This window comes from Streptomyces sp. NBC_00209, from assembly GCF_045206345.1.
Classification (GTDB): Bacteria; Actinomycetota; Actinomycetes; order Streptomycetales; family Streptomycetaceae; genus Streptomyces.
In genome coordinates, this window is record NZ_CP108121.1 from 126,058 (window position 1) to 152,797 (window position 26,740).

23 protein-coding genes and 1 pseudogene are annotated in these 26,740 nt (G+C 67.8%); 7 read left to right on the top strand and 17 right to left on the bottom strand.

Annotated features, from left to right (window positions below; genetic code table 11):
• Positions 1-12: 12 nt before the first annotated feature.
• The 5 genes from OG867_RS00605 to OG867_RS00625 form a co-directional block, all read right to left on the bottom strand.
• Positions 13-1,281: a lanthionine synthetase C family protein gene (locus tag OG867_RS00605; RefSeq protein ID WP_406281441.1), complete on the bottom strand. Its 1,269-nt coding sequence runs from the start codon at positions 1,279-1,281 to the stop codon at positions 13-15.
• Positions 1,278-4,373 carry a lantibiotic dehydratase gene (locus tag OG867_RS00610; RefSeq protein ID WP_406281444.1) on the bottom strand — a complete coding sequence of 1,032 codons (3,096 nt, stop codon included), beginning with the start codon at positions 4,371-4,373 and terminating at the stop codon, positions 1,278-1,280. The genes OG867_RS00605 and OG867_RS00610 overlap by 4 nt, the downstream gene beginning before the upstream one ends.
• A gap of 91 nt (positions 4,374-4,464) precedes the next feature.
• A complete protein-coding gene (locus tag OG867_RS00615; RefSeq protein ID WP_406281447.1) occupies positions 4,465-4,641 on the bottom strand; it encodes an FxLD family lanthipeptide in 177 nt (58 codons plus the stop codon).
• 231 nt (positions 4,642-4,872) lie between these two features.
• Positions 4,873-5,652, bottom strand: a complete 780-nt coding sequence (locus OG867_RS00620) for a hypothetical protein (RefSeq protein WP_406281450.1) — start codon at positions 5,650-5,652, stop codon at positions 4,873-4,875.
• 171 nt (positions 5,653-5,823) lie between these two features.
• Positions 5,824-6,324 (bottom strand): ATP-binding protein, encoded by a 501-nt coding sequence (locus OG867_RS00625; RefSeq protein WP_406281453.1) that lies wholly within the window; start codon positions 6,322-6,324, stop codon positions 5,824-5,826.
• A gap of 533 nt (positions 6,325-6,857) precedes the next feature.
• Between OG867_RS00625 and OG867_RS00630 the strand changes: the two genes are divergently transcribed.
• Together OG867_RS00630 and OG867_RS00635 are read left to right on the top strand one after the other, a co-directional pair.
• Positions 6,858-7,688, top strand: coding sequence for a helix-turn-helix domain-containing protein (locus OG867_RS00630; protein WP_406281456.1), 831 nt, complete (start codon positions 6,858-6,860; stop codon positions 7,686-7,688).
• Between the two features lie 5 nt (positions 7,689-7,693).
• A complete protein-coding gene (locus tag OG867_RS00635; RefSeq protein WP_406281459.1) occupies positions 7,694-7,912 on the top strand; it encodes a DUF397 domain-containing protein in 219 nt (72 codons plus the stop codon).
• 274 nt (positions 7,913-8,186) lie between these two features.
• Here OG867_RS00635 and OG867_RS00640 read toward each other — a convergent pair.
• From OG867_RS00640 to OG867_RS00660, 5 genes are all read right to left on the bottom strand, one after another.
• Positions 8,187-9,349 (bottom strand): IS3 family transposase gene (locus tag OG867_RS00640; protein ID WP_328903012.1). Its coding sequence is split into 2 segments (ribosomal slippage): positions 8,187-9,062 and positions 9,065-9,349, totalling 1,161 coding nucleotides; the frame shifts between segments, so codons are not numbered across the junction.
• Between the two features lie 855 nt (positions 9,350-10,204).
• Positions 10,205-11,164 carry a C45 family autoproteolytic acyltransferase/hydolase gene (locus OG867_RS00645; protein WP_406281463.1) on the bottom strand — a complete coding sequence of 320 codons (960 nt, stop codon included), beginning with the start codon at positions 11,162-11,164 and terminating at the stop codon, positions 10,205-10,207.
• 14 nt (positions 11,165-11,178) lie between these two features.
• Positions 11,179-12,008, bottom strand: a protein-coding gene (locus OG867_RS00650) for an IS5 family transposase (RefSeq protein ID WP_406281466.1) whose coding sequence is annotated in 2 segments (ribosomal slippage) — positions 11,179-11,679 and positions 11,682-12,008 — 828 coding nt in all. Because the reading frame shifts where the segments join, the coding sequence is not laid out codon by codon here.
• A gap of 235 nt (positions 12,009-12,243) precedes the next feature.
• Complete coding sequence (locus tag OG867_RS00655) at positions 12,244-12,444, bottom strand: pirin-like C-terminal cupin domain-containing protein (RefSeq protein WP_406281468.1); 201 nt, start codon at positions 12,442-12,444, stop codon at positions 12,244-12,246.
• 410 nt (positions 12,445-12,854) lie between these two features.
• Positions 12,855-13,175, bottom strand: a complete 321-nt coding sequence (locus OG867_RS00660) for a fibronectin type III-like domain-contianing protein (RefSeq protein WP_406281471.1) — start codon at positions 13,173-13,175, stop codon at positions 12,855-12,857.
• Between OG867_RS00660 and OG867_RS00665 the strand changes: the two are divergent.
• Together OG867_RS00665 and OG867_RS00670 are read left to right on the top strand one after the other, a co-directional pair.
• A pseudogene (locus tag OG867_RS00665) lies at positions 13,114-13,796 on the top strand (IS701 family transposase); the annotation flags it as partial. The gene OG867_RS00660 and the pseudogene OG867_RS00665 sit on opposite strands and share 62 nt — an antisense overlap.
• 582 nt (positions 13,797-14,378) lie before the next feature.
• Positions 14,379-17,327 carry a DUF4365 domain-containing protein gene (locus OG867_RS00670; RefSeq protein WP_406281474.1) on the top strand — a complete coding sequence of 983 codons (2,949 nt, stop codon included), beginning with the start codon at positions 14,379-14,381 and terminating at the stop codon, positions 17,325-17,327.
• Between the two features lie 322 nt (positions 17,328-17,649).
• Here OG867_RS00670 and OG867_RS00675 read toward each other — a convergent pair whose 3' ends face one another.
• From OG867_RS00675 to OG867_RS00695, 5 genes are all read right to left on the bottom strand, one after another.
• Complete coding sequence (locus OG867_RS00675; RefSeq protein WP_406281477.1) at positions 17,650-18,390, bottom strand: hypothetical protein; 741 nt, start codon at positions 18,388-18,390, stop codon at positions 17,650-17,652.
• Positions 18,371-20,356 carry a hypothetical protein gene (locus tag OG867_RS00680; RefSeq protein WP_406281480.1) on the bottom strand — a complete coding sequence of 662 codons (1,986 nt, stop codon included), beginning with the start codon at positions 20,354-20,356 and terminating at the stop codon, positions 18,371-18,373. Before OG867_RS00680 ends, OG867_RS00675 begins: the two co-directional genes overlap by 20 nt.
• Positions 20,357-20,781: 425 nt before the next feature.
• Positions 20,782-21,300, bottom strand: a complete 519-nt coding sequence (locus OG867_RS00685; RefSeq protein ID WP_406281483.1) for a hypothetical protein — start codon at positions 21,298-21,300, stop codon at positions 20,782-20,784.
• A gap of 137 nt (positions 21,301-21,437) precedes the next feature.
• Positions 21,438-21,665 (bottom strand): hypothetical protein, encoded by a 228-nt coding sequence (locus tag OG867_RS00690; RefSeq protein ID WP_406281486.1) that lies wholly within the window; start codon positions 21,663-21,665, stop codon positions 21,438-21,440.
• Positions 21,666-22,764: 1,099 nt separating this feature from the next.
• Entirely contained in the window at positions 22,765-23,730 is a 966-nt protein-coding gene (locus OG867_RS00695) for a pirin family protein (protein WP_406281489.1), read from the bottom strand.
• Positions 23,731-23,851: 121 nt separating this feature from the next.
• On the opposite strand from OG867_RS00695, the gene OG867_RS00700 reads away from it, so the two are divergent.
• The gene (locus OG867_RS00700; RefSeq protein ID WP_406281492.1) at positions 23,852-24,199 is read left to right on the top strand and encodes a tetratricopeptide repeat protein; all 348 of its coding nucleotides are present in this window, start codon (positions 23,852-23,854) and stop codon (positions 24,197-24,199) included.
• A 63-nt stretch (positions 24,200-24,262) separates the two neighbouring features.
• On the top strand, positions 24,263-24,757 hold the full coding sequence (locus OG867_RS00705; RefSeq protein ID WP_406281495.1) for a GNAT family N-acetyltransferase: 495 nt from the start codon (positions 24,263-24,265) through the stop codon (positions 24,755-24,757).
• A 55-nt stretch (positions 24,758-24,812) separates the two neighbouring features.
• On the opposite strand, the gene OG867_RS00710 is transcribed toward OG867_RS00705, so the two are convergent.
• Positions 24,813-25,583: a CbtA family protein gene (locus OG867_RS00710; protein WP_406281497.1), complete on the bottom strand. Its 771-nt coding sequence runs from the start codon at positions 25,581-25,583 to the stop codon at positions 24,813-24,815.
• Between the two features lie 30 nt (positions 25,584-25,613).
• Positions 25,614-25,829 carry a CbtB-domain containing protein gene (locus tag OG867_RS00715; RefSeq protein WP_018099889.1) on the bottom strand — a complete coding sequence of 72 codons (216 nt, stop codon included), beginning with the start codon at positions 25,827-25,829 and terminating at the stop codon, positions 25,614-25,616.
• A 276-nt stretch (positions 25,830-26,105) separates the two neighbouring features.
• Between OG867_RS00715 and OG867_RS00720 the strand changes: the two genes are divergently transcribed.
• Entirely contained in the window at positions 26,106-26,693 is a 588-nt protein-coding gene (locus OG867_RS00720; protein WP_406281501.1) for a histidine phosphatase family protein, read from the top strand.
• Positions 26,694-26,740 lie beyond the last annotated feature (47 nt).

The window sequence follows — 26,740 nt, forward strand, 5'->3', positions numbered from 1 at the left end:
GTCCTCTCGGGGTCAGGCGATGAGCAGGCAGGCGTCCCAGGCGGTGCGGGGCGCCTCGTCGCTGAAGGCGGCGAGGACTCCCAGCGCGATGCCGGCCGCGCCGTCCAGAAGGCCGGGGCCCGCCGGGCCTTCCACGAGTGCGGTGCTCGCCTCTTCGGGGGCCATGCCCTGGGGCAGCAGGTCGGACAGGAGGGCAGGTAGGAGGGCTCGGAGCCGTTGTGCGTTCTCGGGGGAAGCGTCGGCGGCAGTGCGGCCGACGAGGTGGGCGAGCCCGGCGAAGCCGTGGCAGATGCCTGTGTCCGCGGTGGCGCGCAGCTGGACCGGATCGGTAAGGGCGCCCAGGAGGTCAATCTCGACGGCTGCTTGATGGGCGGGCTCGTCGAGTGCGAGCGCGGCGAGCTGCTGGGCACGCGCCAGACCTGCGGTGCCGTAGCACCAAGAGGGGCGCCGGGGCGGGGCGGGCGCGAGCTGACCGGTGCGCAGTTCGTCGCGGGTGACCCAGTACGGCCACGTCCGGCCCTGCGGGGTGGCCGTCTCCCAGTGGTCGTACCAGGTCAGGACGGTACGCATGGCTGCGTGGTGGCCGTCCGTGGTGGTGCCGCGTCGGGCGGCGAGGGCGAGCAGGGCCAGAACGGCGCCGATGCCGTGGGCCATGCCGCTGTTGCCGTGTCCGCCGGGGAAGCGGTCGTCGGGCCGTCCGGAAGGTCCGGTGAGTGTCCACCATCCCGGGAGGGTGTCCCCGTCGTGGGTGATCGGCTCGGTCAGGCGTACGCAGTAGTCGAGGACCGACCGCAGCGCCGGGCTCGTGGGGTCGTGGTGCAGGAGGTAGCTGCCGAAGCCGGTCAGCCCGCGGATCGCGTCGAACTCGGCGAGCGCCGGAAGCTGTCGGGCGTCGACCCTGCGGTGCGCGGTGTCCAGGCGGTGGCGTACGTCGTCGAGTACCTGACGGTGCAAGCGGTTGAGGTCGTGCTCGTAGGCGCCGGGCATGCCTTCGGCGGCACAGGCCAGGACGCGTGCGAGTGCGGGGGCGCCGTAGAAGGGGTGGCTGTCTGCGCCGCTGGTGAGCGGCCGACGGGCTGCGGCCGTGAGCCAGTCGTGGGCACGCTGCCAGGGGCCGAGTCCGGCGGCGGCTCGCTCGATGTGCAGCAGGGCGATGCCCATGGGGCCGAGAGCCAGATGCTGCCTGGTGCCGTCGGCGGTCGCCGTGACGGCGGTGGTGCCGGGGTGGGCGAGCCGGTCCGCGATGCCGGCGGACACGGCGAGGGCGGATTGGTCGTTCACTGTGGCCTCCTGGAGCGGGCGGTGAAGGCCAGGGCGGCAGCACGAGCAAGATGCAGGCAGATCTCCTCCTCGGGGAAGTTCACCGCGACGTGCCGCACGAAGTGCGTGTGGAGCAGGGAGGTCAGGACGTCGTCCTCGGCGACGCCCTCGGTGTGCGCGCTCGGAAGATGGGTCCGGTAGGCGGTGAGGGCGGATGCGCGGTCGGCCCATGCGGTCACAATCGCTTCACCTCCGGGGGCCGCGCGAAGCGCTGCCCAGTTGTCGCGCGGGTCGGCGAGATGGACGGCTTCGGTGAACTGCGGCCGAGGGACCGGCTCCGGCGACCGGTGCGAGATGTGGCCGATCAGCCAGCGCGCGCCGGCCTGCGGGCTACCGAGGAACGCGGAGGCGATCGCTAACGTGTGCGCGGCCACCAGCGCGCGCTGCTGCGGCCGCCGTGGCTGGGAGAGCTGGGCGAGAACGGCCCGCGAGTCTGCCCGGAACACTTCCTCGGCGGCATCCCACGCGGGGCCGTCGCCCCAGCGGCCCATCTCCCGATACGAGGTGGGATACCGCACGTCCGCCAGCAGCCCGGCAACGCGCAGTTCGTCGGCCCAAGCGCTCACCACGCGGGCAGTGGCGGCGAAGTCCTCCGGGTCCTTCAACGCGATGCGCAGGCGGAGGTGCTGGTCGGGGTCCCGGAATCGGACGAACCACCACGGCGGGCAGCCGAGTCGGCGGAGGAGGTCGGGGACGTGGCGGGCGAGCACGGCGTCCTGGCGGCGAAGGTCCCCGTACAGGGCGGCCAGCAGTACCGAGGACGTGCCCGGCGTCTGCGTCTGGGCCTGCGAGAGCGTACGGGCCCGGGTCGGTCGCGGTAGCGGCGGCCACGCAGGGGGTCGTGCCGCCTTGAGCGGGACGATGATGTCGTGGGCCCGCCCCCGGCTCCAGCCGTACGCCTCCGGGCGGGGCGCCTCGGTGAGCACTGCGGAAGTGGCACGGTCCAGATGGTGGCGCAGCAGGCTCCGGTGAGCAGCCTGATCGAGGTCGAGGGGGAGCAGCCGGTCGTCCTGGACGAGCTTTACCTGCCGGGGCAGACGCCGGCGCTCTCGCCACTCGGAAAGGGCGAGGCGCCACTCCGCGCCGGGGCGGTCAGGGCCGGGCAGGTCGGCCGGCTCCAGCCGCCACCGGGCTGGGGCGAGCACGGTGCGGCCGTAGCGCAGGCGCGGGAGGAACGGCATCGTAGCTGCGACGCCCCAGTCGAAGACCGTCACTTGTGCGCACTGGGCTCGGGAGAGTTCCGTCAGTAGCCTGGCCAGCGGTGGGGTGTGCTCGGTGAGGTTCAGCGCGTGCATCCCCACCGCCTCGATGCGGTGGCCGAGGCCCGGGGCGGCCAAGTACATCCGGCGGCCGTCGCAGGCAACTGCGAGATCGGCCGGGGTTAGCACGGCATCGGACGCCGGACGGTGCTCTTGCAAGCTGATCAGGAGCGGCAGAAGGCGAGGTGTTCGGGTGACGTGCGCGGAGTCGGGGAGCAGTGGTGGGAAGCAAAGCTGGGCGGGGGTGGTACCTGGGTCGGCGGTGGGCAGGTCAACCAGTTCCGCGCACAGTGACTCTCGCGCGGTGAGTTCGAGGACACTGACGAAGCGGCCGGTGCTCACCCCCACGCCCCGGGACACGCTCGCCACCTCCACGGTGAACCGGCCGCGCCGCGTCTCCTCGGTGCTCGCCGCGTGCAGCCGCACACCGACCTCCAGGTGCGGCGGCGTTCTGGGTTCCTCGGGGCCCACGTCCAGGGCGGCCACCATCTCGTCGGTGAGGACGATCTCGTCGTGCCCGTCGAGTGCGGCGGCCTGGGCGAGCCGCACCAGGACGTCGTCGCGGGGAGAGATCCGCCGGCGGCGGGCGCCCGCCGGTTCGCCCGGGTAGCCGTCGGGGTAGCCAATCCCGCTGTCGGCGACGACGTCGAGCAGGGGCACCATCGTGCCGATGCCGTACCGCTCGTAGAACCGCTGCTGGTACTCCCCCCACGCCCGAGTCCCGTACGGGCGGGCGCTGAGCCGTGTGAGGAGGGCCCCAGCCCGCTCGACCTCGCGCGCTACCTCGCCCGGAAGCCGGAGGTGCGCATCGAGGCGGAGGTCAAGCGCCAAGGGGTGACGGCGCAGGCCCGGCACCAGCCGCCGCATCCGGGCGGCCACCGCTCCCCGGACATCCGCGGAGCCGCACTGCGGCAGTGCCGCGTGGATAGCGCGCATCTCCCGGACCGTCCGGGCGAGCGGTACGAGGGCTTCCGCATGGACCGCGTCGAGCTGCTCTAGTACGTAACCGAGCGCATCGGTCTCGGTGGCCGGCGCCTGAAGACTGGTGACGAGTACGCCCCGCCGGATTAGCCCCGCCAGTAGCCCCTGCACCCGCTCGGAACGTACGGCCGGGAACTCCGCCGCAAGCTTCGCGGCGAGGTCCTCGAACAGGATCGGCGTCCGCGCCGCATTGAGGACGTTGTGCACCGGGGCCGACAGCTCGACCGAAGCCTCCACGGCCCTGTGCCGGCTGGGCAGCCGGTCCTCCTGGTAGGGGACGATCAGGTAGCCGTCGCGCACGAAGGCCATGCTGTTGGCGACGACGGACAGGAACGGCAGCAACTCCCCACTCTTCTCCAACAGCTCGACCAGCCGGGACATCCACTCGGCGCCGGCCCGCGCGACAACCTTGTGATCGACGCCCCAGGAACTGTCCGTTCGGTCACCGAAAGTCGCGGTGGTAACACCTGCGAACAGCCCGAATGGCATGGCCCGGTGACCGGCCCGAAGGAGATAGCGGGCCAGAGACAGCCCGATCCGCCGTACGTCACGAGCTGAAGGAGACCCGGCCGCGCACAGCGCGTCCACCCGGGACCCCAGATCCGGGCTGGCGTGCCGTACAGCCTCAGCCACAGCGGGGGTGCTCCAGGTCGTACGTACCCAGGTGAGGCGGTCAGCGGTGACCGCTTCTCGCGCCGCGACGGAGAAGGAGCGGTCGTCGAAGTCGGGGAAGGGACACCCGGCCATGGCCGGCTGTGCGACGGCGCGCACGAGGGCAGTAGTGCCAGCCCGGTACGCCGGTGATGCGGTCACGGTTGCCTCCTTGAGTCGGGCGTGACGAGGGCGGCTGGTGCCGCCACACCATCGGCGTGGCGGCACCAGCGCGGTTTGGCCGGGGCCTGGATCAGGCGACGTTGGTGGTGCAGGCGCCACAGGTGGTGCCGCAGTTGTCGTCGGTCAGGTTGGTCAGCCCGGCGGCGTCGGAGACCTCCAGGAGAACGACGTTCAGGTCGAACCCGTCCGTCTGGGACGCGGTCGAGTCCTGGATCTGGGTGGTGCTCTGGGCGACGTTACGAGTCATGAAAATTCCCCTTGAAGTGCTTGGTGTTGCGGACTGGGTGACGCTGCCAGAGGACTATTCGACGCAGAGCAGCCGGAGGTTACCCACGTCAGAACAGGTTCTGGCCGACCCGCGCGAAGCCGCGACGGGAAGCTTTGTCGGCATCAATGGGCGATGTCCGGTATGCATGAAGCGGCACCTGTTGGAAGGTGCACGACTGGGCGCGAGCTGGAAACCGCGGCCTCATCGGGTCTATTGGAGAGGACCGGCAAGCTCCGGCAGGGTGGTCTCGTCGGTCGTGTACGCCGAGAGTCGGCGCAAAAGCTGATTTGCGACCACGCGTGTGATCGTGGGCTCGTCGAACAAGACGACCTGATCGCGGAGGGGGGTCTCGCCGTTCGGTGAGTACACGGTGCCGCGGATGCCCACGATATCCGCCTCGGTCACGCGTAGGGCGATGATTCCTTCGCGCAGGAGGTCACACCCCTGGATCGCCCTGCGCGCGTCTCTGCGGCAAAACGGTGGGGTCGCGGTGAGGATGCTTCCCGCAAGCCGTCCATCGTGCAGGCCGGGTTCGACGTTCAGCATCCACAGGATTCCGCGCTCGTCCACGTCGGGCTGGCCACCACAGCCGCCACACTTCACCGGGTTGTCCATGGCCATGAACTGCCGTGCGGGAACGTGATGTCCCCAGCGAACCGAGCCGGTGAGCTCGCCTTCCCACCGCTCGATCAGGATGCCGTCGACGTCCCTGTCGGTGGGCCGTTCATCGGCATAGCAGATCCGACCGGACGAGTCGATGAGGACCTCGACCGCGCTCCGCCCTTCCCCGTTGAACGGGGCCACGAAGTGCGGCCTGGCCGCTGCTGAAGGGAGATCCGTGCGCACGGTGGGGCTCGCGGCCGGCCTGCGCATCTGGCTCGCCAGAGTAGGGATCGGGGGCGGGACTTCGGCTGTCCAATTCAGCCATGCGGTCGCAGGCGGCAGAGGAGGCGTGGCATCCGTGTGGATCACTCCGTCGAGGTCATTCAAGACCGGTGGCTCCTTCCGTGAGGGGAGACGACAAGGGCAGAGCAGGCTCAGCCGGGAGCGCTAACACGTGGTAGCCCGGACCGGCGAGGCGGTCGCGGTAGACCATGAGGTGCTCGGCGATCAGGGGACGACAAGGTGCGGGCCGCCGGGCTTCGGAAACGAGGTTTCCGGTCAACGACGAACGGCTCTGGGGCGCTCCGAATCCTCGTTCCCGTCGACGTGACTCGGAGGGGCGAGGTCGATCTCGGCCCACACGACCTTGCCGGGTAGACCCCCGCGGGCCGGGTAGCAGCCCCAGTCCCTGCTCAACGACTCGATGATGAGGATCCCTCGTCCGCTCGTCGCCTCGGACTCGGGCGCTTTCAGAACGGGCGGCGTCGCGTCGCGGTCCCACACCGCCACCCGGACAGCGCCCCGGGCAACCTCCAGCGACAGCTCGAGGGTCTGCACCGTGCGCTCCGCGGAGAACAGCGAGACCGGCGGCAGACCCTCCTTGGGATGCTGCACCGCGTTGGTGGTCAGCTCCGAAACGAGGAGCCGCGCCGTCTCCACGACTCCGGCCGGCACCCCCCAGGAGGAGAGAAGCCTGGTCGTGTGCAGTCGCGCCAGACCCACAGCGTTGGGTGTATCGGCGAGCGTGATCCTGTCGCGCAGGGGCAGTACCTCGGACACGGAAGACCTCCCGAGCTGGGGCAGGGGCGAAATCTGCTGTGCGGTGCTAACGGTGCTCTGGCTCGTCATGACGGTCGGCCTTGGCTCGGCGGCAGGGGACAGGGGCCGCCACTAAGGCGGGGCTGTTCAGCAGAGTTGCGCGAAGGGCAGGAGATGCCCTCCGACTCGGTCACAACCCGTGTGCTGACTGGGTCGTTTCCGTCGCGGAATCACCGTCCTCCATGCGACATCGCGGAAGCAAGTCCATCTGAAACTTTCAGATGGACTGGCATATGCATTGCCGTGAACTCCTTTCTTTCCAACCCGAACTTGAAGTGTCAGACTCAGGACTCACTTCCTCGACCACCGGACCTTCGCTCCAACCCGGTTGTCGCTCGTCGCAGTTCGGTGGACTCTCGGCGAAGTCCGGTGGACTCTCGGCGAAGTCCGGTGGACTCTCGCCTGAGTCCGCCGGCACGGGGAAGCTCCTACTGGATCGGATGACGCAGGAGGCAGGAACGGTGGCGGCCCCAATTGGACCCACGGTCCGACGCATGCAGCTCGGCATGGAGCTGGAGCGCCTACGCAAGCAGCGTGGCTTGACGATCGAGCAGGTCGCTGACGGCCTGCCCGTCTCAGATTCGCAGTACTACAAGGTGTCGAAGGGGACCTCGGCGTTCCGGAAACAGGAGCACCTGGTACTCGTCCTCGAACGCCTCGGCGTCACCGACGAGGACGACGTAGGGTTCCTCGTCGACATCCATCGTGATGGCTTGAGCAGAGGTTGGTGGTCGACGTACTCACGCACCATGCCCAGCGGCATGGCCGTCTACGTAGGGCTCGAAGACGGCGCCAAGGCAATGAGGTGCTGGACTCCCACGTACGTCCTCGGCCTGCTCCAGACCGAGGCGTACATGCGAGCACAGTTTGCGGCGGCCAAGCTTGTCGAGGAGACCACTACTGAAAGCCTCGAGCGCGGCGTCGAGGTGCGCCTGCAGCGCCAGGAGATCCTGACCCGAGAGAACCCCTTGGAGCTACGCGTCATCCTCTCGGAGGCGAGCCTGCGCAATGTCGTGGGGAGTCCTGCAGTGATGCGCAAACAGTACGAGAAGATCATTCGTCTCGCCGAACTCGACAACATCACGATCCAGATACTGCCTGCGAAGCACGAGACCTACAGGTGCGCCTACGACTTCAACCTCATGGAGTTCGGGGAGTCGCTTCCGACAGTAGTGCAGATGGACACGATCGACGGTGGCTCCAACGTCACGGACAAGGACACCGAGATCTGGCGGTTTTCCCGCAGGTACGACGCCTTGCGGGATGGTGCACTTCCTGTGGGAAGGACACCGAAGTTCCTGAACGACCTAGCCCGAGAGATCTGAGAGACATGGCCGACAACAATTCCCTGAGCCTTGCGCCCCGAGCGGCATGGTTCAAGTCGTCGTACAGCGGCGACAGCGGCAACGCATGCGTGGAGGTCGCTGACCTCGGTAAAGTCATCGGCGTCCGCGACTCGAAGGAGGAGAACGGCCCGGCTCTGACCGTGTCCCGGGCGGCCTTCTACGGGTTCGTGGATCACTTCGGCATGAGCAGGCTCGACGCCTAGCCCTCAGCCCAATGCGGCCCGGCTTCCCCCACACCGTATGCGGGGGAAGCCGGGCCTTCTGCGTCTGGCGCCATTCGAGCCGTGCGAGCCTACCTGTGTCGCACCCGATAAAACGAACGAATGCGTCAGGCCCTCGCGTCACGCCTCTCCGCTGAGCACTGCAGCTTCTCGGGATGCAGGCAGGTCACCCCCAAAGCTTGGCGCCTATCCAGTCGTGCGGATAAGGCGGTACGCCCTATCCGGGGTCTGCTGCACCTTCAGGTGACAGGTTCAGTCACGCGGCCTGAAGGGCCGGTGTGGTCATGACGGTCTCGTATTCGACGGGTGTGAGCCGGCCGAGGGCGGCTTGTCTGCGGCGTCGGTGGTAGGTCCGCTCGATCCAGGTCACGATGGCGATGCGGAGTTCTTCGCGGGTGGTCCAGGTGCGGCGGTCGAGGACGTTCTTTTGCAGCAGGCTGAAGAAGGACTCCATGGCCGCGTTGTCGCCTGCCGCTCCGACTCTTCCTATCGAGCCGGCCATCTGGTGGCGGCTGAGCGCTTGTACGAGTTTCCTTGATCGAAATTGCGATCCTCTGTCGCTGTGCAGGATGCATCCGGCGACGTCCTGGCGCCGGGCGACTGCGTTGTCCAGGGCGGTCACGGCCAGCCGGGACTTCATCCGTGCGTCGATGGAGTAGCCCACGATCCGGTTGCTGAAGACGTCCTTGACCGCGCAGAGATACAGCTTGCCCTCGCCGGTGGGGTGTTCGGTGATGTCGGTGAGCCACAGGCGGTTCGGGCCGGTCGCGGTGAAGGCCCGGTTGACCAGGTCGTCGTGGACGGGCGGGCCCGCCTTCTTTGTCCGGCCGCGTTTCTTGCCGAACACGCTCCACCATTGGTTGTCCCTGCAGATCCGCCACGCGGTCCGGTCGGCCATGTCGGTGCCGGCGTCGCGGGCCTCGTCGGCCAGGAAGCGGTAGCCGAACTCCGGGTCGTCGCGGTGGGCGGAGAACAGCGCGTGTGCGCGATGCGCCTCGGCGAGCTCGGCTGGGGTCACCGGGTCGTCGAGCCAGCGATAGTAGGGCTGTCTGGCGAGCTTCAGCACCCGGCACGCGACCGTGACGGGCACTCCGCCTGCGGCCAGCTCTTTCACGAGCGGGTAGATCCTTTTCCCGGCAGGTTCGCCTGCGACAGATAGGCCGCCGCCCGCCGCAGAACCTCGTTCTCCTGCTCCAGCAGCTTGATCCGCCGACGGGCTTCCCGCAGTTCCACGCTCTCCTGACTGGTCGCCCCGGGCTTCGTGCCGTCGTCGATGTCGGCGCGGCGCATCCACTTCCACAACGTCATCGCGTGGACGCCAAAGTCGGCGGCCACCTGCTCGACAGTGACGCCCGGGCCGCGGTTCCTCGCGACCCGCACGACGTCCTCGCGGAACTCCTGGGGATAAGGCTTGGGCACAGCAACATCCTTCCCACCTGCCCTACACGGCAAGCCAGTTCAGATGTCACCCGTTCGTGCGGCAGACCCCCGCGACAAGATCAAGAGCCTGATTGAGAGCCCACACAGAATTGCTTGCGAGCGGCGAACAGCGATTACGTCAAAATCTCGTCGAAGACTTCCCGGTCCAGCCGTGATCGGCCAACGCCAGGTAGCCACGGCGGGCGCGTGCCCTTCATGCAAGGGTAGCCCCTCGCCAGCAGGGGCACGGGAGGTCGAACTTCTGCGGGAGGTGCGCGGAGGCGCCGATCAGCTTCCCGTCGACCGCGACCCCGCACGCGATGAGCGGGCTGCCGGGCCTGATCGTTTTAGTCATGAACCGGGAGCGGGTCACGGCCTGAACGACGCCGGCGCGCCGGTTGCGGAGCTTGGGGCGCTCGATGCGCCGGCCGATGACGCAGTTGGGCCGGCCCTGGGATCTGCTCGGTGATCCGTTCCGTGCCCGCCTCGTCAAGCTCGCCGAACGTCGGCTCTGGCAAGTCGAAGGCCGCAACGAGCGGCGCGAACCGACCTGCGTGGTCACCGGAGCAGAACGAGCCGATCGGCCTCTCCATACACAACCACGTCTGGCATTCGGTGGGCTTTCCCCGCGCAGACAAACTGGGCCCCTCACGCCGCCTCCCTGGCGCACCCCGTGGCAACGATGACAGTCCTAGCCGAGGGCCAAGCGCTTGGCTTTGCTGGGCTACGCCATCTCACCGGGGGGGCGCCCGGCGCAAGTGCCCCGATCGAGAATTGACCGCTCTGACGCCCCGTCAGGAAAGTCAGCATTAAGAACTCCTAACGAAATGAGTGCGAGCGAGGGTCGGTTGTGCGTCAGTAATCGTTGCTGTCGCCGGACAGCCCCAGGGCAACGGTGCGTGATCCCGGTGTGAAGCCGACGATGGTGTGTTCCCAGTGCTCACCGGGCCAGTGGTACGTCACGCGCCCCTCGGCGGGGCGGTAGTGGGCGGTATACACGGTGCCCAGCCATTGGTCGTAGCTGCACTGGTACAGCGGTTGTCGCAGCATCGACGGAACATCAACTCCCGCTGTCTGAAGAGCGGCCAGTCGTGCTTGCGTCCGAGTGGTTCGTTCCTGCTCGTCAGGCACTGGTAGGTGCTGGTGATTGGCGGCGCAGACGTCGTGGGCCTCGGTCATCGGGATGTCGGGGCCCACATAGACCGTCCGGCTTTGGTGCGAGTCAACGAGGGTGACGTTTTGCGGAATCGCGATGGGTATCGTGCGCAGTCTGTCGATGGCCTCATCAACGGTCCGGCAGGTTTCCAGGAGGTAACGCAGCACGAGGGGAATGGCGAATCCGGGCCCATGGACGAAGCGCCCGCCGAAGGTGAGAGACACTGCGAGTCCGGCGTCGTTCATGCCGTCCAGCAGGCCCCATCCTGCTTCCTGCGTGCCGAGCACTGGGCGGAGGAACCGGGAGGACACGATGGTGCCTTCGCAGCGGTCCGGTGCGAAGTCGTAGTTTCTGAGCAGCGTGCCCTCGTCGCCGATCTGGGTACAGCCAGAGAAGAACGGACGCACAGCCGCCATGGTGAGAAGCGTCCTAGCCTCAGGCGATTCCAGTTGATCCGCGAGCCGGTCGAGCACGGGGACCAGTTCGGGCATGTGCGTGCAGAAGAGTCGTCGGGCCTGCGCTGCGCCTTCGGGAGTCCGGCCCTCTTCGGTCAGCCAGTCCTCCGGCTTCGCCATGGCTGAACAGACATGCGCAGCCCACCGACCGTCTGCGCCGTCACCGACCTCAATGGCATGGAACGTCTTGACGTAGTGGCTCATGACGTAGGACCCAACTAAATCTCCTGCCCACATTTCAAGGCATGCAGGCGTCGCCAGCAGATCAGAGAACAGCCCAAGCTGAGCAAGGCTTCATGGATGTCATCGCGGATCTCCCAGCGGATCCGCAGGCGGCGAAACCAGTGCAGATGGGCAAAGGCTCGCTCGACAACCCAACGTTGAGTGCCAAGTCCAGAGCCGTGCTCGGTGCCGCGTCGGGCGATCACCGGCTTCACGCCGAGGGCACGGACGAGGCGTCGGTACTTGTCGTGATCGTAGCCACGGTCACCGAGCACCACGTCGGGCCGACGCCGGGGCCGGCCTCGCTTGCCCCGCACTGGCGGCACCGCTTCAAGCAGCGGGATGAGCTGGGTGACATCGTTGCGGTTGCCACCGGTCAGCGTGACCGCGAGCGGGATACCGGTGGCATCGGTGATCAGATGATGCTTGCTGCCTGCCCTGCCCCGATCTGCAGGGCTTCGTCCCGTCTTGGCGCCCCCTTTAACGCCCGGATGTGGGACCCGTCGACCGCCGCCCGGGAGAAGTTCAGCGCACCCGCACTGCGGAGCCTGGCCAGCAGGACCGCGTGGAGCCGGCGCCACACACCGGCCTCGCTCCATTCGGCCAGGCGGCGCCAGCACGTCATCCCGGAGCCGAAGCCGAGCTCCTGCGGAAGGTGTTCCCAGGCGATCCCGGTATGCAGCACGAACAGGATGCCCTGGAACACCAGCCGGTCCGGGTGCCGCTTGCGTCCCGGATGCCGAGTCCGGCGCTCCACTTTCGGCAGCAGCGGCTCGACCACCGCCCACAACTCGTCATCGACATGCCACGGCTTCGACCGAGCCACCCCACACCCCCGGATTGTCAGTTCCGGGCTGATCCAACCACCTCGAAGATCATTCTGTTAGGAGTTCTAAGTCAGCATCCGTCCTGGCGCACACGGAAACACGCTGGCACAGATGAGATAGCCCTGCCGGACAGGGAGCGCCCTCCAGGGCGCTCCCGAACGGCTTGCACGCCTGACCCCACAGGGCCCACCTCCGAGCAGGAAGCCGCAGCCCCTGTAAGCAAAGAACCCCAGATCAGCCCACACGTCCGCGGGGTTTCAGCGCGACGTCCGGCAACCCCGGAGCCGGAATCGGCGGCCCGCCATAGCCGTGTACGGTGCCGAACCGGTCACCGTTCATCCAGTCCTCGCGGGCCCGCGTGATATCGTCCTGGGTCCTGCCCACGAAGTTCCACCACCACTTGATCGGTCGGCGTTTGCGCAGGTCAGATGCCATAGTGTCCGTCGAGGTCAGCAAAAGTCAGCATGCGCGTGCCGTTTTAGGGCGATTCAACCCTGTAGTACAGCCGCTGCATGCGGGGGCGGACAGCAAGGACGATTGCCTTCGCATCGGCCTTGCCGCCGACCGAAGCCAATCGCTCTCCTGCGAGGAGAGGCACCCACGCCGCCAGTGCGGCGGCGCAAATCCTGGATCCGAACCCCGGGCGACGTTCTTGATCCGGAGTTTGTGAGCTGCCGCGCTTCGAGCCGACCGACCCGGCATGGGCAACGGGTTCGCGTCCGCTACTCGGAAGCAAGAACCCGTGGCGAACGCTGAGCAGCCGTCAGCGACGGATCGACGGCGCTTGGGCTGCGTCGACCGCCGTCCTCAGGCAGCCTGTCCGCCGCGATACTCGCGCGCGGCTGTCAGTTGATGGCGACCGTCCTTTGCGCCGTCACGGTGCGGGAATCGCGTGCGGTGGCGAGGGTATAGAGGCCGGGTACGAACTTCCAGGCTCCGGCACTCCAAATGGTCAGGTCATCGGCCGGGATGGAGAAGGTGATGCGCTGGCTGGCAGCGGGGGCGAGGGTGAGCTTGCGGAAGGCGACGAGCCTGCGCCGCTCGGCGGCCGCTGCGGCAGGCAGTGTGGCGTAGACCTGCACGGCCTCAGTTCCCTCACGCTTCCAGGAACGGTGCTGGCGGGCCGGTATCGGCGACGAAGTCGTCTTCGAGACGAAGGTCGCCATGGCCCGGGCTATGGTCCGCCGGGCGATCGAGGAAAAGGTCCCGTTCGGGTGGGTGACCGCGGACGCCGGCTACGGCTACTCCAAGAGCTGCGGGACCGAGCTGGAAAGGGGTGACGTATTCCACGTCATGGCCACCACCCGGCACGACACCGTCGTCACCCGCTGAGCCATGGACCATCCCGTCCACGACCTGTTTTCCATGATCTGCCCCGGCAGAAGTGGAAACGCCGGTCCTGCGGAAACGGCTCGCACGGGCCCCGGATCTTCGACTGGGCGAGAGTGGAGGTCAGGCCCTGGCACCGGGACGACCGGCGGCACTGGGTGATCGTCCGCCGCAGCGTCCGCCGGCCCGAGGAGATCTGCTACTACATCGCCTACTGCCCCGCCGGCACCACACTCGCCCAGCTGATCGACATCGCCGGCAGCCGCTGGGCGGTCGAAGAATGCTTCCAGACCGCCAAGCAGGAACGCGGCCTGGACGACTACCAGGTCCGCCTCTACCCAGGCTGGCACCGCCACATCACCTTGGCCATGGCCGCCCACGCCTGCCTGACCGTCCTGCGGGCCCGCGAACTCGGCACCGGAAAAGCAGAAACGGATCCTCCGGCCTCATCCCGCTGAGCCTTCCCGAACTCAGACGCCTGATCCGCCGGCTCACCCACCGCCGGCCGACCTCGATCGACCACGTCCTGCACTGATCGACCTGGCGACGCCGACGACAGCGCCAAGCCCGGATCTGCCACTACCAACGACGCGGCCACACACCACCCCAACCATCAGGAAATAGACCGTTGCAGTACTGGACCGAGTTCGGACGAGGCGGCCCAGACCGAGGCTCCTGGTGAGAACCGCGGAGAGCAGATCACCTTCGTACATGTCCCCCGGCCGCGTCGCGGCCGATGGTGGCATCAGGTCCGGCGGCCTTCGTACCTGGCTCGCCGGTCAGAGCTTGAACACTCAGCCGCACAACTCCGTCCTGCCCATCAGACAGAGCAGCCACCACCGAGGGCTGGCGTCCGTCCAAGACAAGTCTGGGAAGCACACCGAATACTCCCCGCATGGCCGTGCGCCTATGGATAATCACCGGTCTGAGGCCGCGAGCGTCCAGGTGGCCTGCACTTCCCTCTTCGCGCGGGTGTGCATCGCAGCGGGGGTCGTTGCCGATGCGCCAGAGGACTCTTGGAAGGGGGCCACGGAATGGGTATGCGTGGTAGTGAGCAGGAACAGACCGGCGGTGGCGGAGTCTCCCGGGTAGTAGCAGACTTCACAGACCTAGGCTGGGGTCCTGTGGAAAACAGCCGTCATGACCTTGGCATCGATCTGTTCCTGCAGGTGCGCGATGCAAGGCGTTTTGACCGCATCATCCTGATGGCAGCGCAGGTCAAGTCGGGACCTTCGTACTTCAACGCACCGACCAGTGACGAGCGGGGCAACTGCACCGGATGGTGGTACGCGGAAGGCCACGCCAGGCACTTCGAGGATTGGGTCCAGCACGCTCTGCCTCATGTGCTCGTCATGCATGACGCCGCCACGCGTATCTCGTACTGGGTGCATGTGACGAACGAAGCGGTTCAGCGCACGGGGAATGGTTTCAAGATCCATGTCCCGATCCACCAGACGGTAGAGTTGAGCAATCGGGAGGCGCTGGAAGAGGTTGCCGCCTCAGCGAAGCAGCAGCCCGTGTTGCAGGGCACCTCGTTCGCTGCGGGAGCCAAGGCAGTCGCTCCCGGCCGCGCTCTGCGCCACGCCTTGCTCACCCCCCGGCTCATTGCTCCACACCGCAATACCGGCTTTGAGCGCACCCTCGCTTCCGAGGAAGCAATCGCCTTGATCACCCAAGGGCGCATCCAGGACTTGCAGTGGTACGTCGAGGAGGGCTCCAATCCTCGTCTTGCTGGAGCCGACAGTGGGTCCAAGCTCTGGGAATGGCGCTTTTACTCCGCCTACCACGACGCAGTAGTTGATTCGAGGATCCAGCCGCTCCTCGACCTCGCAAGAACCACCTGCCCCACGCCTCCAACTCCTGGCGAGAGGAAACCCAAACAAGAACAGGCTCACAGAATCGCAGCTGTCGTCGTGGCCAGTGCTGCCCTTCTCACCGCAGCCGAACGGCTTGCGGAAGCAGAAGCCCTCCTGAAGGCAGCGGGAGAGGATCTCCTCCCCATCGACCAGGCCTGGGTTCTCATGCACCGAGCCATCGTGCTGAGCGAGCAAGGAGACCTCGGCGCCTCACGTCGCCTGGCCGCAGAAGCGCAGCGTACTGTCGCACTTGATCTTGATGATGTCACCGCAGCCGCCATCGGTGCAGCGGCTGCCGACTTCCTCTTCCGTACCTCGGGGGTGGAGGCCAGAGACCTGGGTGCCACCATGGCGGCCATCGACACCGCCGCCTCCTGGTGGCGCTCTCAAACCGTTGCCTGGGCTCTCGAAGACCATGAGGAAAAGGCATTCCGGGCTTGGGGAGAGTGCGAAGACTCCGGCACCTGGCCCTCAAAGGAAGCGCAGAACCGTCTGCTCAGCGCATCGCTGAGCGCCTCTCTCACGGGAGCACGGGGCCCCGCCGCGGCCGCCCTCGCCCAGCATGCCCGGCATGAAGTGATCCAGCACGAAGCGTCATGGCGCAGCGGTGCAGCGGCAGAACTCAGTCGACAGGGCCGCCAACCCGGCGAGATTCCAGCCGGCCCTCACGGCCGCGGCCTGGAGGAAGCCCTCGACGAATTGAGACGTCACGGATGCAGCAAGACGCTGCAGACAGCCGTACAACGCCTATGGGCGGCAGGGCCCGCCAGCCCCGTACAAGCCGCAGTTCGGCGGTCGGTGACAGCACCTTGGACCCACACCAACGCGCCCACCAAAATGGTCCTTCTCCGGTACGCAGGAGACCTCCTTCCAGCCGAACTGGCTGATCAGGCGGGACACCACTGTCTTAACTTGCTTGAAGACCCCGAACCCTTCGCCCAACGCGTATGGCCAACGTTTTCCGTCGATCGTGAAGCTCACAGGGCTCTTCGGCGGGTGCTGCCCGCAGCCACCGACGCCATCCACGTGGAAACAGCAGACACGCTCCTGCGAGTCCTGCCTGACCGGCCGGGTAATCCAGCGGAAGCTGACCTGATCAAACTCGCTGCGTGCCTGAGGCCTTCTGCTGTCTCAGCCTTCTCCGACCGGCTCCGCGCAGCCGCAATAGTCCATTCCAACGCACGCATGTCCGCCGCGCTTCTGGGCGTGCTGATCGCCGGTGGCGACTCCACGGCCGAAGCCGAACTGCTGCGCCGCACCGAAGCCGGAGACATCGAAGCCATCGGCGAGGTACGTTCACCGGCGGATCTCTCCCCCAGCGCCGGCCAGCGTGTGATCGACCTGGCCGCGACACACTGCGGGCAACAACTCGACGACGCTCGCCGAAACCGCTGGGGACTCGGCGGCTGGGACTGGGCGCGCCTCCTGACCCTGTGCAACTTCTTCTTCCCCCAGTACGCCCGCTGGGACTCCGTCATCGACATCGTGCTCGACCCGCAAGTCGCTCAAGAGCACAAAGCAGGAGCCGTTCGCGCCCTCACCACACGCGCAGACCAGCTCCCTGCCACGGCCGCCGCCCGCCTGCAGGCTGCCTTCGAGACAGGGCTGCCCAGCATCAAGGGCGTCCCGGTCTTGACCGACCAAACCGCCGCCCTCACCCAAGCCTCCTTCGCTCTCGGCCTCGCCCTCAAAACGGTCGACAGCACCACTGCCATCCACCGCATCCTCACCTGGCTGCGGGGCTCCGCCTCACAGCGCCGATCCGCCGCCCACCTCGTGACAGCCCTCAGCCAGCACACGAACGACCCACTAATCCAGGGAACGCTGATCGCTCTCACCAGCGATCCCCAATACCAAGTCAGGGCCGCAGCAGTGTCTTCCCTCGCCCGCGGGCTCCCCCGAAACCCCACGCCAGCGGTCAAAGCAGCCCTCGACGCAGCAGCAAACGAACCCGGCTGCCGCGTCCCACTCGCCGTCGCCCACGCTCTCCGCCAGACCCCAGACGCCCAGGAGAACCTCCGGGTCCTGGCCGGCCGACTTCAACAGCACATGTCCGCCCTGGTACGCGCAGCAGCCACCCCCACCACCAGCCCGCCAGCAACTGACACACCACACCCCGCGCACACCCCGTGATAGTTCTCGACGGGGCCAGAAGGGGCTCAGTGAGGTCAGCGCTCGCTTTCCAAAACAGCAGTCAACCCGTACCCACCTGCCTGCGAGAGCCTGTCCATGAAATCCAGCCCAGGCAAGGCCTCAGACACCCCCCGAATCCGCAGGCCCCCACCTTTCTCGGGGTGCGTCACAGCTGGGTCAGCCCGTCACGTCGGACCGGCCCCCGCCCCACAGCGGTTGGAACGAGCCGCCACGGTCCGTCCGCCGGAACGTGCGGGCAATAATGAAGTCAGGCTGCCCCTGAGTGGGCGTGATCATGCCAGCAGCTACCGGGGTCGCGGCATCAGGTCCGTTCCGGACCCGGGGCGTGTAGTGCTCTGATGGCAACGGTGATGTCCGGGCGTCCGTATCGGTCTGTGAGGGTGGCCAGGGTGTCAATCAGGTGAGCCTTGGCGTCGTCAGCCAGGTTATCGGCGAACGTGTACAGCAGTCGCGCCAACGGTGCCCACTGGCCGTGGGGGGCGTAGGCGGCGGCCGTGCTGAACAGGTCCTCTAGGCGGGCGAGGGTGTCAGTGTCGATGGTGTGAGGGGCTGCGGCAAACCAGTAGGACAGGGCGAGGGACGGGTCGCTCATCAGGGTGTCACGCAGAGCCCGGGCCTCGGACAGGCGGCGTTGTTCTTCTGTACGGCGCTGTTCTTGTTCGTGCGCGAGGCGCTGCTGAGTGAGGGCGGCTTGTCGGGCGTCGGGCTGGGCGATGAGGTGGGCCGTGGCCCAGCAGAGCCGTACGGGCAGGCCGGGGACGTCACTGGGGCGGCCGAGGACGGTGTTGATGCGGGCGGTGGGTGCGGCGGTGTCGGTGGCCAGGTAGTTAGCGGTGATGTTGCGGACGACGGTGAGAGCGTGGTCGGTGGCTGCAGCTGCCGGAGTGCGGTGCGGAGTGGGGGCAGGCAGTTCTTCCCACGCGCCGTCGAGGGTGAGCTCGAAGTAGTAGCCCGGTGTGATGGTGGGAGCCGGGCAGGTGAGTTTGAGCGTGCCTGCCCGGGGTGTGGGCCATCTACTACCGCTACTGCGCGAGCGGGGCATGGTGCGCAATTACAGGTGCGGCGGGGTCTGCTTGGGTCAGGGCCCATACGAGGGCGTCGCGCAGGAGTGAGCGTTCGCCTGGGAGTGATTCTGCGCATGTGGGTTGCCAGCCGAAGGCTGCTTGGTTGAGGCGCAGGTAGCGCTCTGCGAGGTAGGTGCGGTCGGCGTCAGATCGGAAGACAGCTTCGGTGAAGGTGCCCAGGACGGTGGTCCGCAGCGTCGGGTGGTTCAGCGCGGCGTCGAGCCATGCATTGACGGCTCGCTGTACCGGCACGGTGGCGGGGCCGTCCAGGGCGCAGCGCCACCCGGCGAGTGTCCAGGGGTCGAGGGTGTGGTTGGTGTGGTTCAGCAGCAGGGGCAGGCTCTCGGCGGTGGTCCGGTCGGCCAGGTGGAGGAAGGCTCGGCGTGCGGCTGCGACGTAGTGGGTCTGGGGGGAGGTGAACCAGGAGGAGAGGATCGTGCGGACGGTGGTTTGGAGGGTCTTTTGGTCCCACAACTGGGTCAGGGCGTCTCCGACGGCGTCGGCGACTGTTTCGTCGGAGCTGTGGACTGCGAGTTCGGACAGCCGTTTGAGGGCGATCTGAGGGTAGGCGGGGGCGAGTTGAGCCAAAGCCCCGGCAAGAGCTCGTTTGAGGGCGACGGGGGTGTGCTTGCGGTTGCTGAGGTCGTCGGTGTCGGGGGCTTTGGCCCAGGTGAGGTACTGATCGCGTGCGCGTTTGCCGTCGGTGGGGTCGACTGCAGCGGCCACAAGGAGGTCCTGGGCTCGGTCGTGAAGGCGGGGGATTTTTGCCCAGTCGGTGGCGACAGCCCTCAGCACGGTGAAGCTCTGCTTAGCGATGGTGTAGTGGGTGGCCCACTGGGTGACGCGTTCGGCCAGCGGGTCACCAAGCTCAGAGGACAGTGTGGCGGCTTGTTCGGCGGTCCAGCGGGTGAAGGCTGCGACGTGGTGGGGCCGGTCGACCCAGAAGTAGTCGACGACGGCTTCGGCGTATCCGGGGTTGAGGAAGCGGATGCGATCGTCGCTTCCGAGTTCGGCACCGATGGTGTGGGTGAGTTCGATGATGCCGGGGCCTTGTTGTCCCCGGGTGGGCTGGGGCGTGTCACCGAGGATCTTGCCCAGTGTGGTGTGGGCTTCGTAGATGTCCTCGGCGGGTGCGCCGTCGAGGGTAGCGGCGGCAAGCAGGTAGTTTCGGTGGGCGCTGTCGGTGTTGCAGGTGTGCCATATGCGCAGAGTGTGGCGCCAGTTGCGGGCAGCCTGAACGACAGCGTCGACCAGTTCCGGAACGGTCTTGGGGTCGGTGCTGGAGCTGTTGAAGGCGGCGGTGGTGCGGATGATGCGGGCCCAGTGTGCTGCGGTGGCCGGGCTGGCGCCTTCCATTCCGGTGACGATGGCGTCCTGGACGAGCCATTGTTCGAGCTCGGCGATGCCTGGCTGGGGGCAGTTCAGGTGCGCGCGCAGCGCACTGAGGGCCACGGGCGGGGCGACGGGGCGGGCGAGTTCGGTGGCTTCACTGGCCACATGAGCCCAGGTGTCGGTATGGGTGACCACGATGACCAGGGAGCGGGTTGCGCTCAGGTGCCCTTCGGCCTCTCTCAGGTGCAGTCCGAATCCGGTATGCAGGGTCTCTTCTTCGTCTCGGAGGTCCAGGATCCAGCCGGTGTCCTCATCAACAAGTCCCTCGAGGTCCACTGCGTCGTTGGGTTCTCGGCGGACTTGCCGGATGGCCGTCACGGCGGACTGGCGGGTGAGGGTGTGCAGTGCGGTGGAGTAGCGGCCGGTGCCGGGCAGGCCGTGGAGCACCGCGACGCGATTGTTCTTGAGAATCTCGCTGGTGACGTCGGTCAGTTGGCTGTCTGGGAGGTAGGAGGCGAGACGGTCCTCGATCCAGTCTTTGGGCAGCGGAGTGCCTCGCAGGCGGCGGATCTCACTGATGTTCTGTGTCCCGATGACCGTGCCGAGGTTCACGGGGACGTTCTGCTGGACGCCTGTTGCGGAGGTGTGCCTGCCGTCGTCATCGCGGGCGCCGATTCCGGGGTCACGGTTTAGTACAGAGGGCTGGGCATCAGCGCGGCACGCCTGGTGACCGGTGCTGCCGTGTACGGGTTCGCCTCCGCGCTCTGCGGCCGCGGGCGCGCTGGCTGCTGTGAGAGCAGCGCCGTCTTCGGGATCCGTTTCTCCAGCGCCCGCGCGCGTCCCTTCGGTCTGCGCTGTGTCCTCGCTGACAGGCGGAAACCCGCCGGGTGCCGGGGATTGCGGCCAGCTGAGTGGAGCTGAGGGCGGTCTAGCGGTGTTGTCGGGGTCGGCCGGCGGAAGCGTGGTCAAGGCTCATCCCTTCAGGATCGGAGTACGGCAGTGCCGCATACGCAGGCGTGGTCGATGGCTGGTTCTGCTTACGAGCCAATCCGCCGGGCTCTCATTCCGATCATCTTGGCGTCCCGCTCCACCCGGCCGACGTCCTGAACGACCCGGGCGTTGCCGGTGATGTCGTCGGCGTCCATGCCCGTGGCCTCGCCGGTGAGGACGTCGGCCTTCTGGTGCACAAACGGTCCGGAGGCTGGCCGATCTTCTCCGTCAAAGGTCAGACGCTGGCTGTAAATGTCTTCCAGTGCGTCGCGGAGCCTCAGCCAGTTGCGCAACAGGGCCGGCGAAGCGGGGACGGGGACATCGCCGTTGGAGTAGTCAGCGAGGGCGTCCCGCAGCATCTCAAGTTCGCGCCGGCGCTGGTCTAGGAGGGCGTGGTCGGGTTGCAGCGGCAACTGCAACGTTCCGGTCAGGGCGTCGGGTACGACGATGTCGGCCTCGGGTACGGCACCACGGGAGCTGAGGAGACGTTCCACGCGCTGAAAGACGAAAGTCAGCGCAGCTGGAAGCGAAGCGGTGATCAAAGCTAGCTCAGTGGCATCGGGCATGATTCGCTCTCCCAGTTGTCGAGGGAATGACCGCCTGATTCTTTCCGACCCAGCCTGTCGACTCGGGTCTTTTTCAGAGGATGGCAGGTTTCCCCCCTCTCCCCGGCCAGAATGAATCGACCAGAATGCAGCGCATGTCAATTCGGCCACTTGTCCGATCGACGTATGGTGCCGTCTCGCTCTGCCGGGCGGGATTCGGGCGCGTGGCCGTGTTGCCGATAGAGGGCCTCGTCGGGAAAACGCTCCACCCGCGCACGGCGCCAGGCCACGTCGAACGATGTCTTTCCGTGACTTTCGATGCTCTGCCGGAAGGCAGCGAGGCTGGTGACAGGGTCAAGGAACCATCGCAGCAGATGAAGTCGCATGCCCACAGAATCCCTGCGGCGGGCACGGCAGGTGGATCCTTTTGGACAGTGACGAGAAAAGCCTTCCGCGCTCCGTACGGTTTTAGCCAGTTGATCTTTTTGACTCGCGGCACGGGAGTGACTGCCGTGTCCTCTGTTGTTCGTGAGAATTCGACAGGACGGCATTTTTCGGCCACGGCCACGCGGTACGGATGTTTCTGGGCCAGGCCCGGGCACACCGCGAGTGGGGCAATGAGCGCGCCCTCGCCGGGGCGGGGACGCCCTATCACCATCGCCCAGCAGTGACAGGCGCACCGGACTTGCTCGCTGACCGGAATTGGGACTGCGGCCGCAACCTCACAAAGCTCCAACGCGGCAGCCGGCCACCGCAGCACCTGATTACGCATAAGCGGTAGGGCACGCATACGACATGCGCAGAGGCCATGCCTGCCACCACACCCGCCCAACGTCCACTAGCTGAACTGCCGAGGGCTCAGCCCGGCGAACGGGCCTATCTACGAGGGCTCCGACGCTGTGATCACACCGGCCGGGACAAGATCATCTCACGCCCGACCAGCAGTTACGGGACAACCTCTAGAACCCTCTCTACTCGCGGAATCGCTGGAAGGAATCGACACGGCGCCTGCGGGACGGCCCTCGAGGTGACTCGGCATGCTCTCTACTGCCCCAGGTCCCGGCCGACCTTCGCCGCCGACGACGCCGTACTCGACTTCTCCATGCACAACCGCGTCAGGCGTTCGGTGGGGTTTCCCCGCCCACCCGAACCGGGTTCCTCACGCCGCCTCCCGGACGCGCCCCGTGGCAACGATGACAGCCCGAGGAGCAAGCGCCTGACGTTGCTGGGCCGCAGCCACGCTCACCGGGGAGCGCCCGGGGCTAACACCCGGCCGGCGATCGAACTCAACTGACGCCCCATCAGGAAAGTCAGCATTAAGTCAGCATCCGTCCTGGCACACGCGGAAACACGCTGGCACAGATGAGATAACCCCGCCCAGCAGCAGGCGCACTCCAGAGCGGCCACGGCCCGCTTGCACGCCTGCCCCCACAGGGCCCACCTCCGAAAAGCAGGCCGCACTCCGCGCAAGCGAAGATCCGCAGATCAGCGCACGCGTCCACGAGGTTTCAGCGCCACGTCCGGCAGCACCGGAGCCGGAATCGGGGGGCCGTCATAGCCATGTACGGTGCCGAACCGATCACCGTTCATCCAGTCCTGGCGAGCCTGCGTGATATCGTCCTGGGTCCTGCCCACGAAGTTCCACCACATGATCAGCTCCTCCTCGAACGGCTCGCCGCCCAGGAGCATCAGGCCCGCGTCGGACTCCGCGCGGAGCGGGAGTTCCGTGCGGCCGCAGCCGAGGTAGAGCATGGAGCCGGGGAGGACCGGGACGCCGTCGACCTCGGCCTCGCCGGACATCGAGAGAACGGCGTACTCGAAGTCGGGGTCCAGGGGGAGCCGGGCCCGCGCGCCTCGGGTCAGGGAGAGGTCGGCGCCCACGATCGGGGTGTACGCGGTGCCGGGCGAGGTGGCGCCGTCGAGGTCGCCCAGGATCACCGTGGCCGTGAGGCCGGGGGCGGTGACCGTGGGCAGGTCGCTGTGGTGCTGGAAGTGGGGTTCGGTGAAGCGGTGCGCGTCCGGGAGCGCCACCCAGAGCTGGGCGCCGTGGAGCAGGGCGGCGTGCCGCTCGGGGCTCTCCTCGGAGTGGCTGATCGCGCGGCCGGAGGTCATCAGGCCCAGTTCGCGCGGGCGGACCGTCCGGAGGCTGCCGAGGCTGTCGCGGTGCAGGACCTCGCCCTCGTGCAGCCAGCTGACGGTCTGGAGGCCCATGTGCGGGTGCGGCGGCACCTGCATCCCGGGTTCGTCGGCGATGTCGTCGGGACCGTAGTGGTCCACGAAGGCCCACGCGCCGACCATCCGGCGGCCCAGGTTGGGCAGCAGCCTGCGGACCTCGGTGGACTCGCCGAGCCGCACCTTGCGCGGGGCCAGCAGTTCACGTACGGGCTCCGCGACGACGAAACCGCGGCCCCCGCAGACGGTGGGGACGGCCTGGCGATCGAGATTGCTCATGGCGCTCAACCTATTCCGCCGCGGGTGAGGGCGGGTGTCGCCCACGCCGAACAATTAGTGGAATGTTAAACCACCTGTCGGTGTTGTGCGGACCGGACGCCCGACCGACCGAGGAGACGACATGAGCGACAGCTACTACGAGTTCGGCACCGCCGCCGAGCGCTGGGAGCGCGCGGGGTTCTTCTTCGACGCGAAGGAGTACACGACCGCGGCCCGCATCCTGGACGGACTCGTCGCGGAGGTCCCGGAGCAGGTCGCGCCCCGGCTGCTACTGGCCCGTGCCTACTACCACTCGGCGAGCCTCGGGCGGGCCGAGACGGAGCTTCGCGCGGTTCTGGAGCGCGACCCGGTGGAGCACTACGCCCGCCTGATGCTCGGCCGGACCCTGGAGCGCCAGGGGCGGCAGGCCGAGGCGGACGCGCAGTTGCGGCTGGCCGCCGCGCTGTCCGGTGACCCCGGGTCCGCGTGACGGCGTACGGGCACCCGTATTTCGGGTGCCGGAAGTGGCGACCGCGTGATACTTCACAGGACCATGACCGCCCTTGAAGCCCCGCGCCTGATCCTGCATCCGATGACCCCCGCCAACGCCGAGTACGTCGCCGCCGGTTCGCCGCCGACCGGCGCGCGCTGGGCCCCCGGCTACCCCTCCCCCGGCGAGCGGGGCGCCGCCGCGCGCTTCCTCACCACCTGCGCGGAGAGCGGCGATCCGAGCCCTTTCGGTCCGTACGAGATACGGCTCCGCGCCGACGGTGTGGTCATCGGCGGCATCGGCTTCCACGCCGCGCCGGACGAGCGGCGCAGTGTCACGATCGGCTACGGGCTGGTGGAGTCGGCGCGCGGACAGGGTTACGCCTCCGAGGCGCTTCGAGCGCTGCTGCGGTTCGCCCGGGAACAGGGCGTGGCCCGGGTGCGCGGGGACGCCGACACCGGCAACATCGCCTCGCAGCACGTCATGACGGCGGCCGGAATGCGCCTCGTGGACGAGGACGCGTCGCTGAAGTACTACCTGGCCGAGTGGACGGCGTAGAACGGGTGGAGCCCGCCGGTGATCACCCGGCGGGCTCCACCCGTTGCGGCGGGCGTCAGCCCAAGGCGGCAGCCGCCCGGCCGTCCGCGAGCGCGTCGGCCCTCGGCACCAGCAGGCGTTCGGTGAGGTGGCCGAAGAGCAGGCCGAAGGTGGTCCAGAGCGTGGCCTGCACCGCGAGCGTGGCCAGCCGGAACTGCCACAGCAGCGTGGCCGGGAAGTCCTTGCCGACCTCGTTGAACGAGGGCAGGAACACATAGGCGAGGGCGATCAGCAGTACGTAGCCGGCCGCCGCGGCGACCGTCGCGTTCCAGTTGCCCAGGCGGGGCACCAGCCGCTTGCCGACGATGACGGCGGCGACCGCGAGCAGCACGCTGAGGGCGACCATCAGGAAGAACAGCGTGGTGCGTTTGCCGATGGTGTCGGGGTTGCCGACGGCCGGCGGGTTGGCGGGGTACTTCAGGAACGGCACGATGTACACGCTCACCAGCGCGGCGCCCGCGATCAGCGCGGCCGTGGCGCGCGGGCCGAACCGGCCCATCCGCCCCAGGGCGTAACAGAAGACGAGCGCGGCGATTCCGCCGACCGCGACGCCGAAGACGAGCACACCGGTGGCCAGGCCGGCGGTGGACTGCACGCCGCGGCTGACGAGTTCCTCGGCGGCGCCGTGGTCGTGGCCGTGGGCGCTGTGCGCGGCCTCTTCGAGCGCGATGGCCGCGTCGACCCGGGACTCCCCGAGGAAGTAGGCGACGAGCAGCGCGAGCGCGCCCGCTACCAGTCCGGCCAGCATGCCGCGGACCAGCAGGGCTCTGACAGATATGGAGTTCATGAGGGATTCCCCTGGATCAGCCGGTGGCGGTCAGTGGCAGGGGAAGCCGAGGAGGTGGCGGCCGTCGTGGACCCACTCGTGGACGCCTTCGCCCGAGATGACGGCCGTGGCGCCCTGCTCGGCGCCGACGAAGTAGAGCAGGACCAGCATGAGGATGCCGAAGAAGACCGCCCAAGGGGCAATGGCCTTCAGGGAGATGGGGGTGATGGCGGATGCGCCGGTGGCGGGGGCAGCAGTCTGCGCCATGGCAGAACCTCCTGTGGGAACACGCGTCCCGATCGTGGTGCCTGAGACGAAGGTGCTGGGTCTGACTTCCCGCGTGCGCGGGTACACAGTGGCGCGACCGTGCCGGATTCTCACCGGACTTCCGTCACACCCTCGTCATGTCGCCGCGACCATACCCCCTGGACACCGGGCACCGCCATGCCCCTTACAAGCCGTCCGCGGGGCCCGGATGCCATGGTGTGCTGGGCCGTGGGGCCGATGTTCGGGGAGTTGAGGGTGGCAGTGACGGTACGGGTGATGTTGATCTCACCGGCGATGAACGCGGCGCTGCGCGAGGCCCGGTTCGCCGGTGACGCCGCGCTCGACGCGTCGGGGGTGCGGGCGGCCCGGCTGGCCGCGCCACACGTCCCGGACGCGGACCGGCGGGTGCATGGGCCGTCCGTGCGGTGCGCCGGGACGGCGGAGGCTCTGGGGCTGCGCTCGTCCGGTGAACCCGCCTTGCGGGAATGGGAGTTGGGGCGCTGGTCGGGTGCGCGGCTGGACGAGGTGGGTGCGCGGGAGCCGGAGGGGGTCGCGGCCTGGCTGGGCGACCCCTCGGCCGCCCCGCACGGCGGCGAGTCGCTGCTCGGCCTGTGCGCCAGGGCGGGGGCCTGGCTCGACTCGCTGACCGGTGACAGCCGGGTGCTGGCCGTCACCGAACCGTCCCTGGTACGGGCGGCCGTGGTCCACGCTCTGGCGCTGCCGCCGCAGGCGTTCTGGCGCCTCGACGTCGCCCCGCTCGCGCTGACGGAGCTGACCGGTCGCACGGGGCGCTGGAACCTCCGCGTCGGGCGCCCGCTCGGCGACCGACAGGGCGGCGGGGAGGCGGATCGGGGTACGTCCTGAGCCGGATGTGCAAGAACTGTTGTTTGTGCAGGAGCCTTGACACCCCG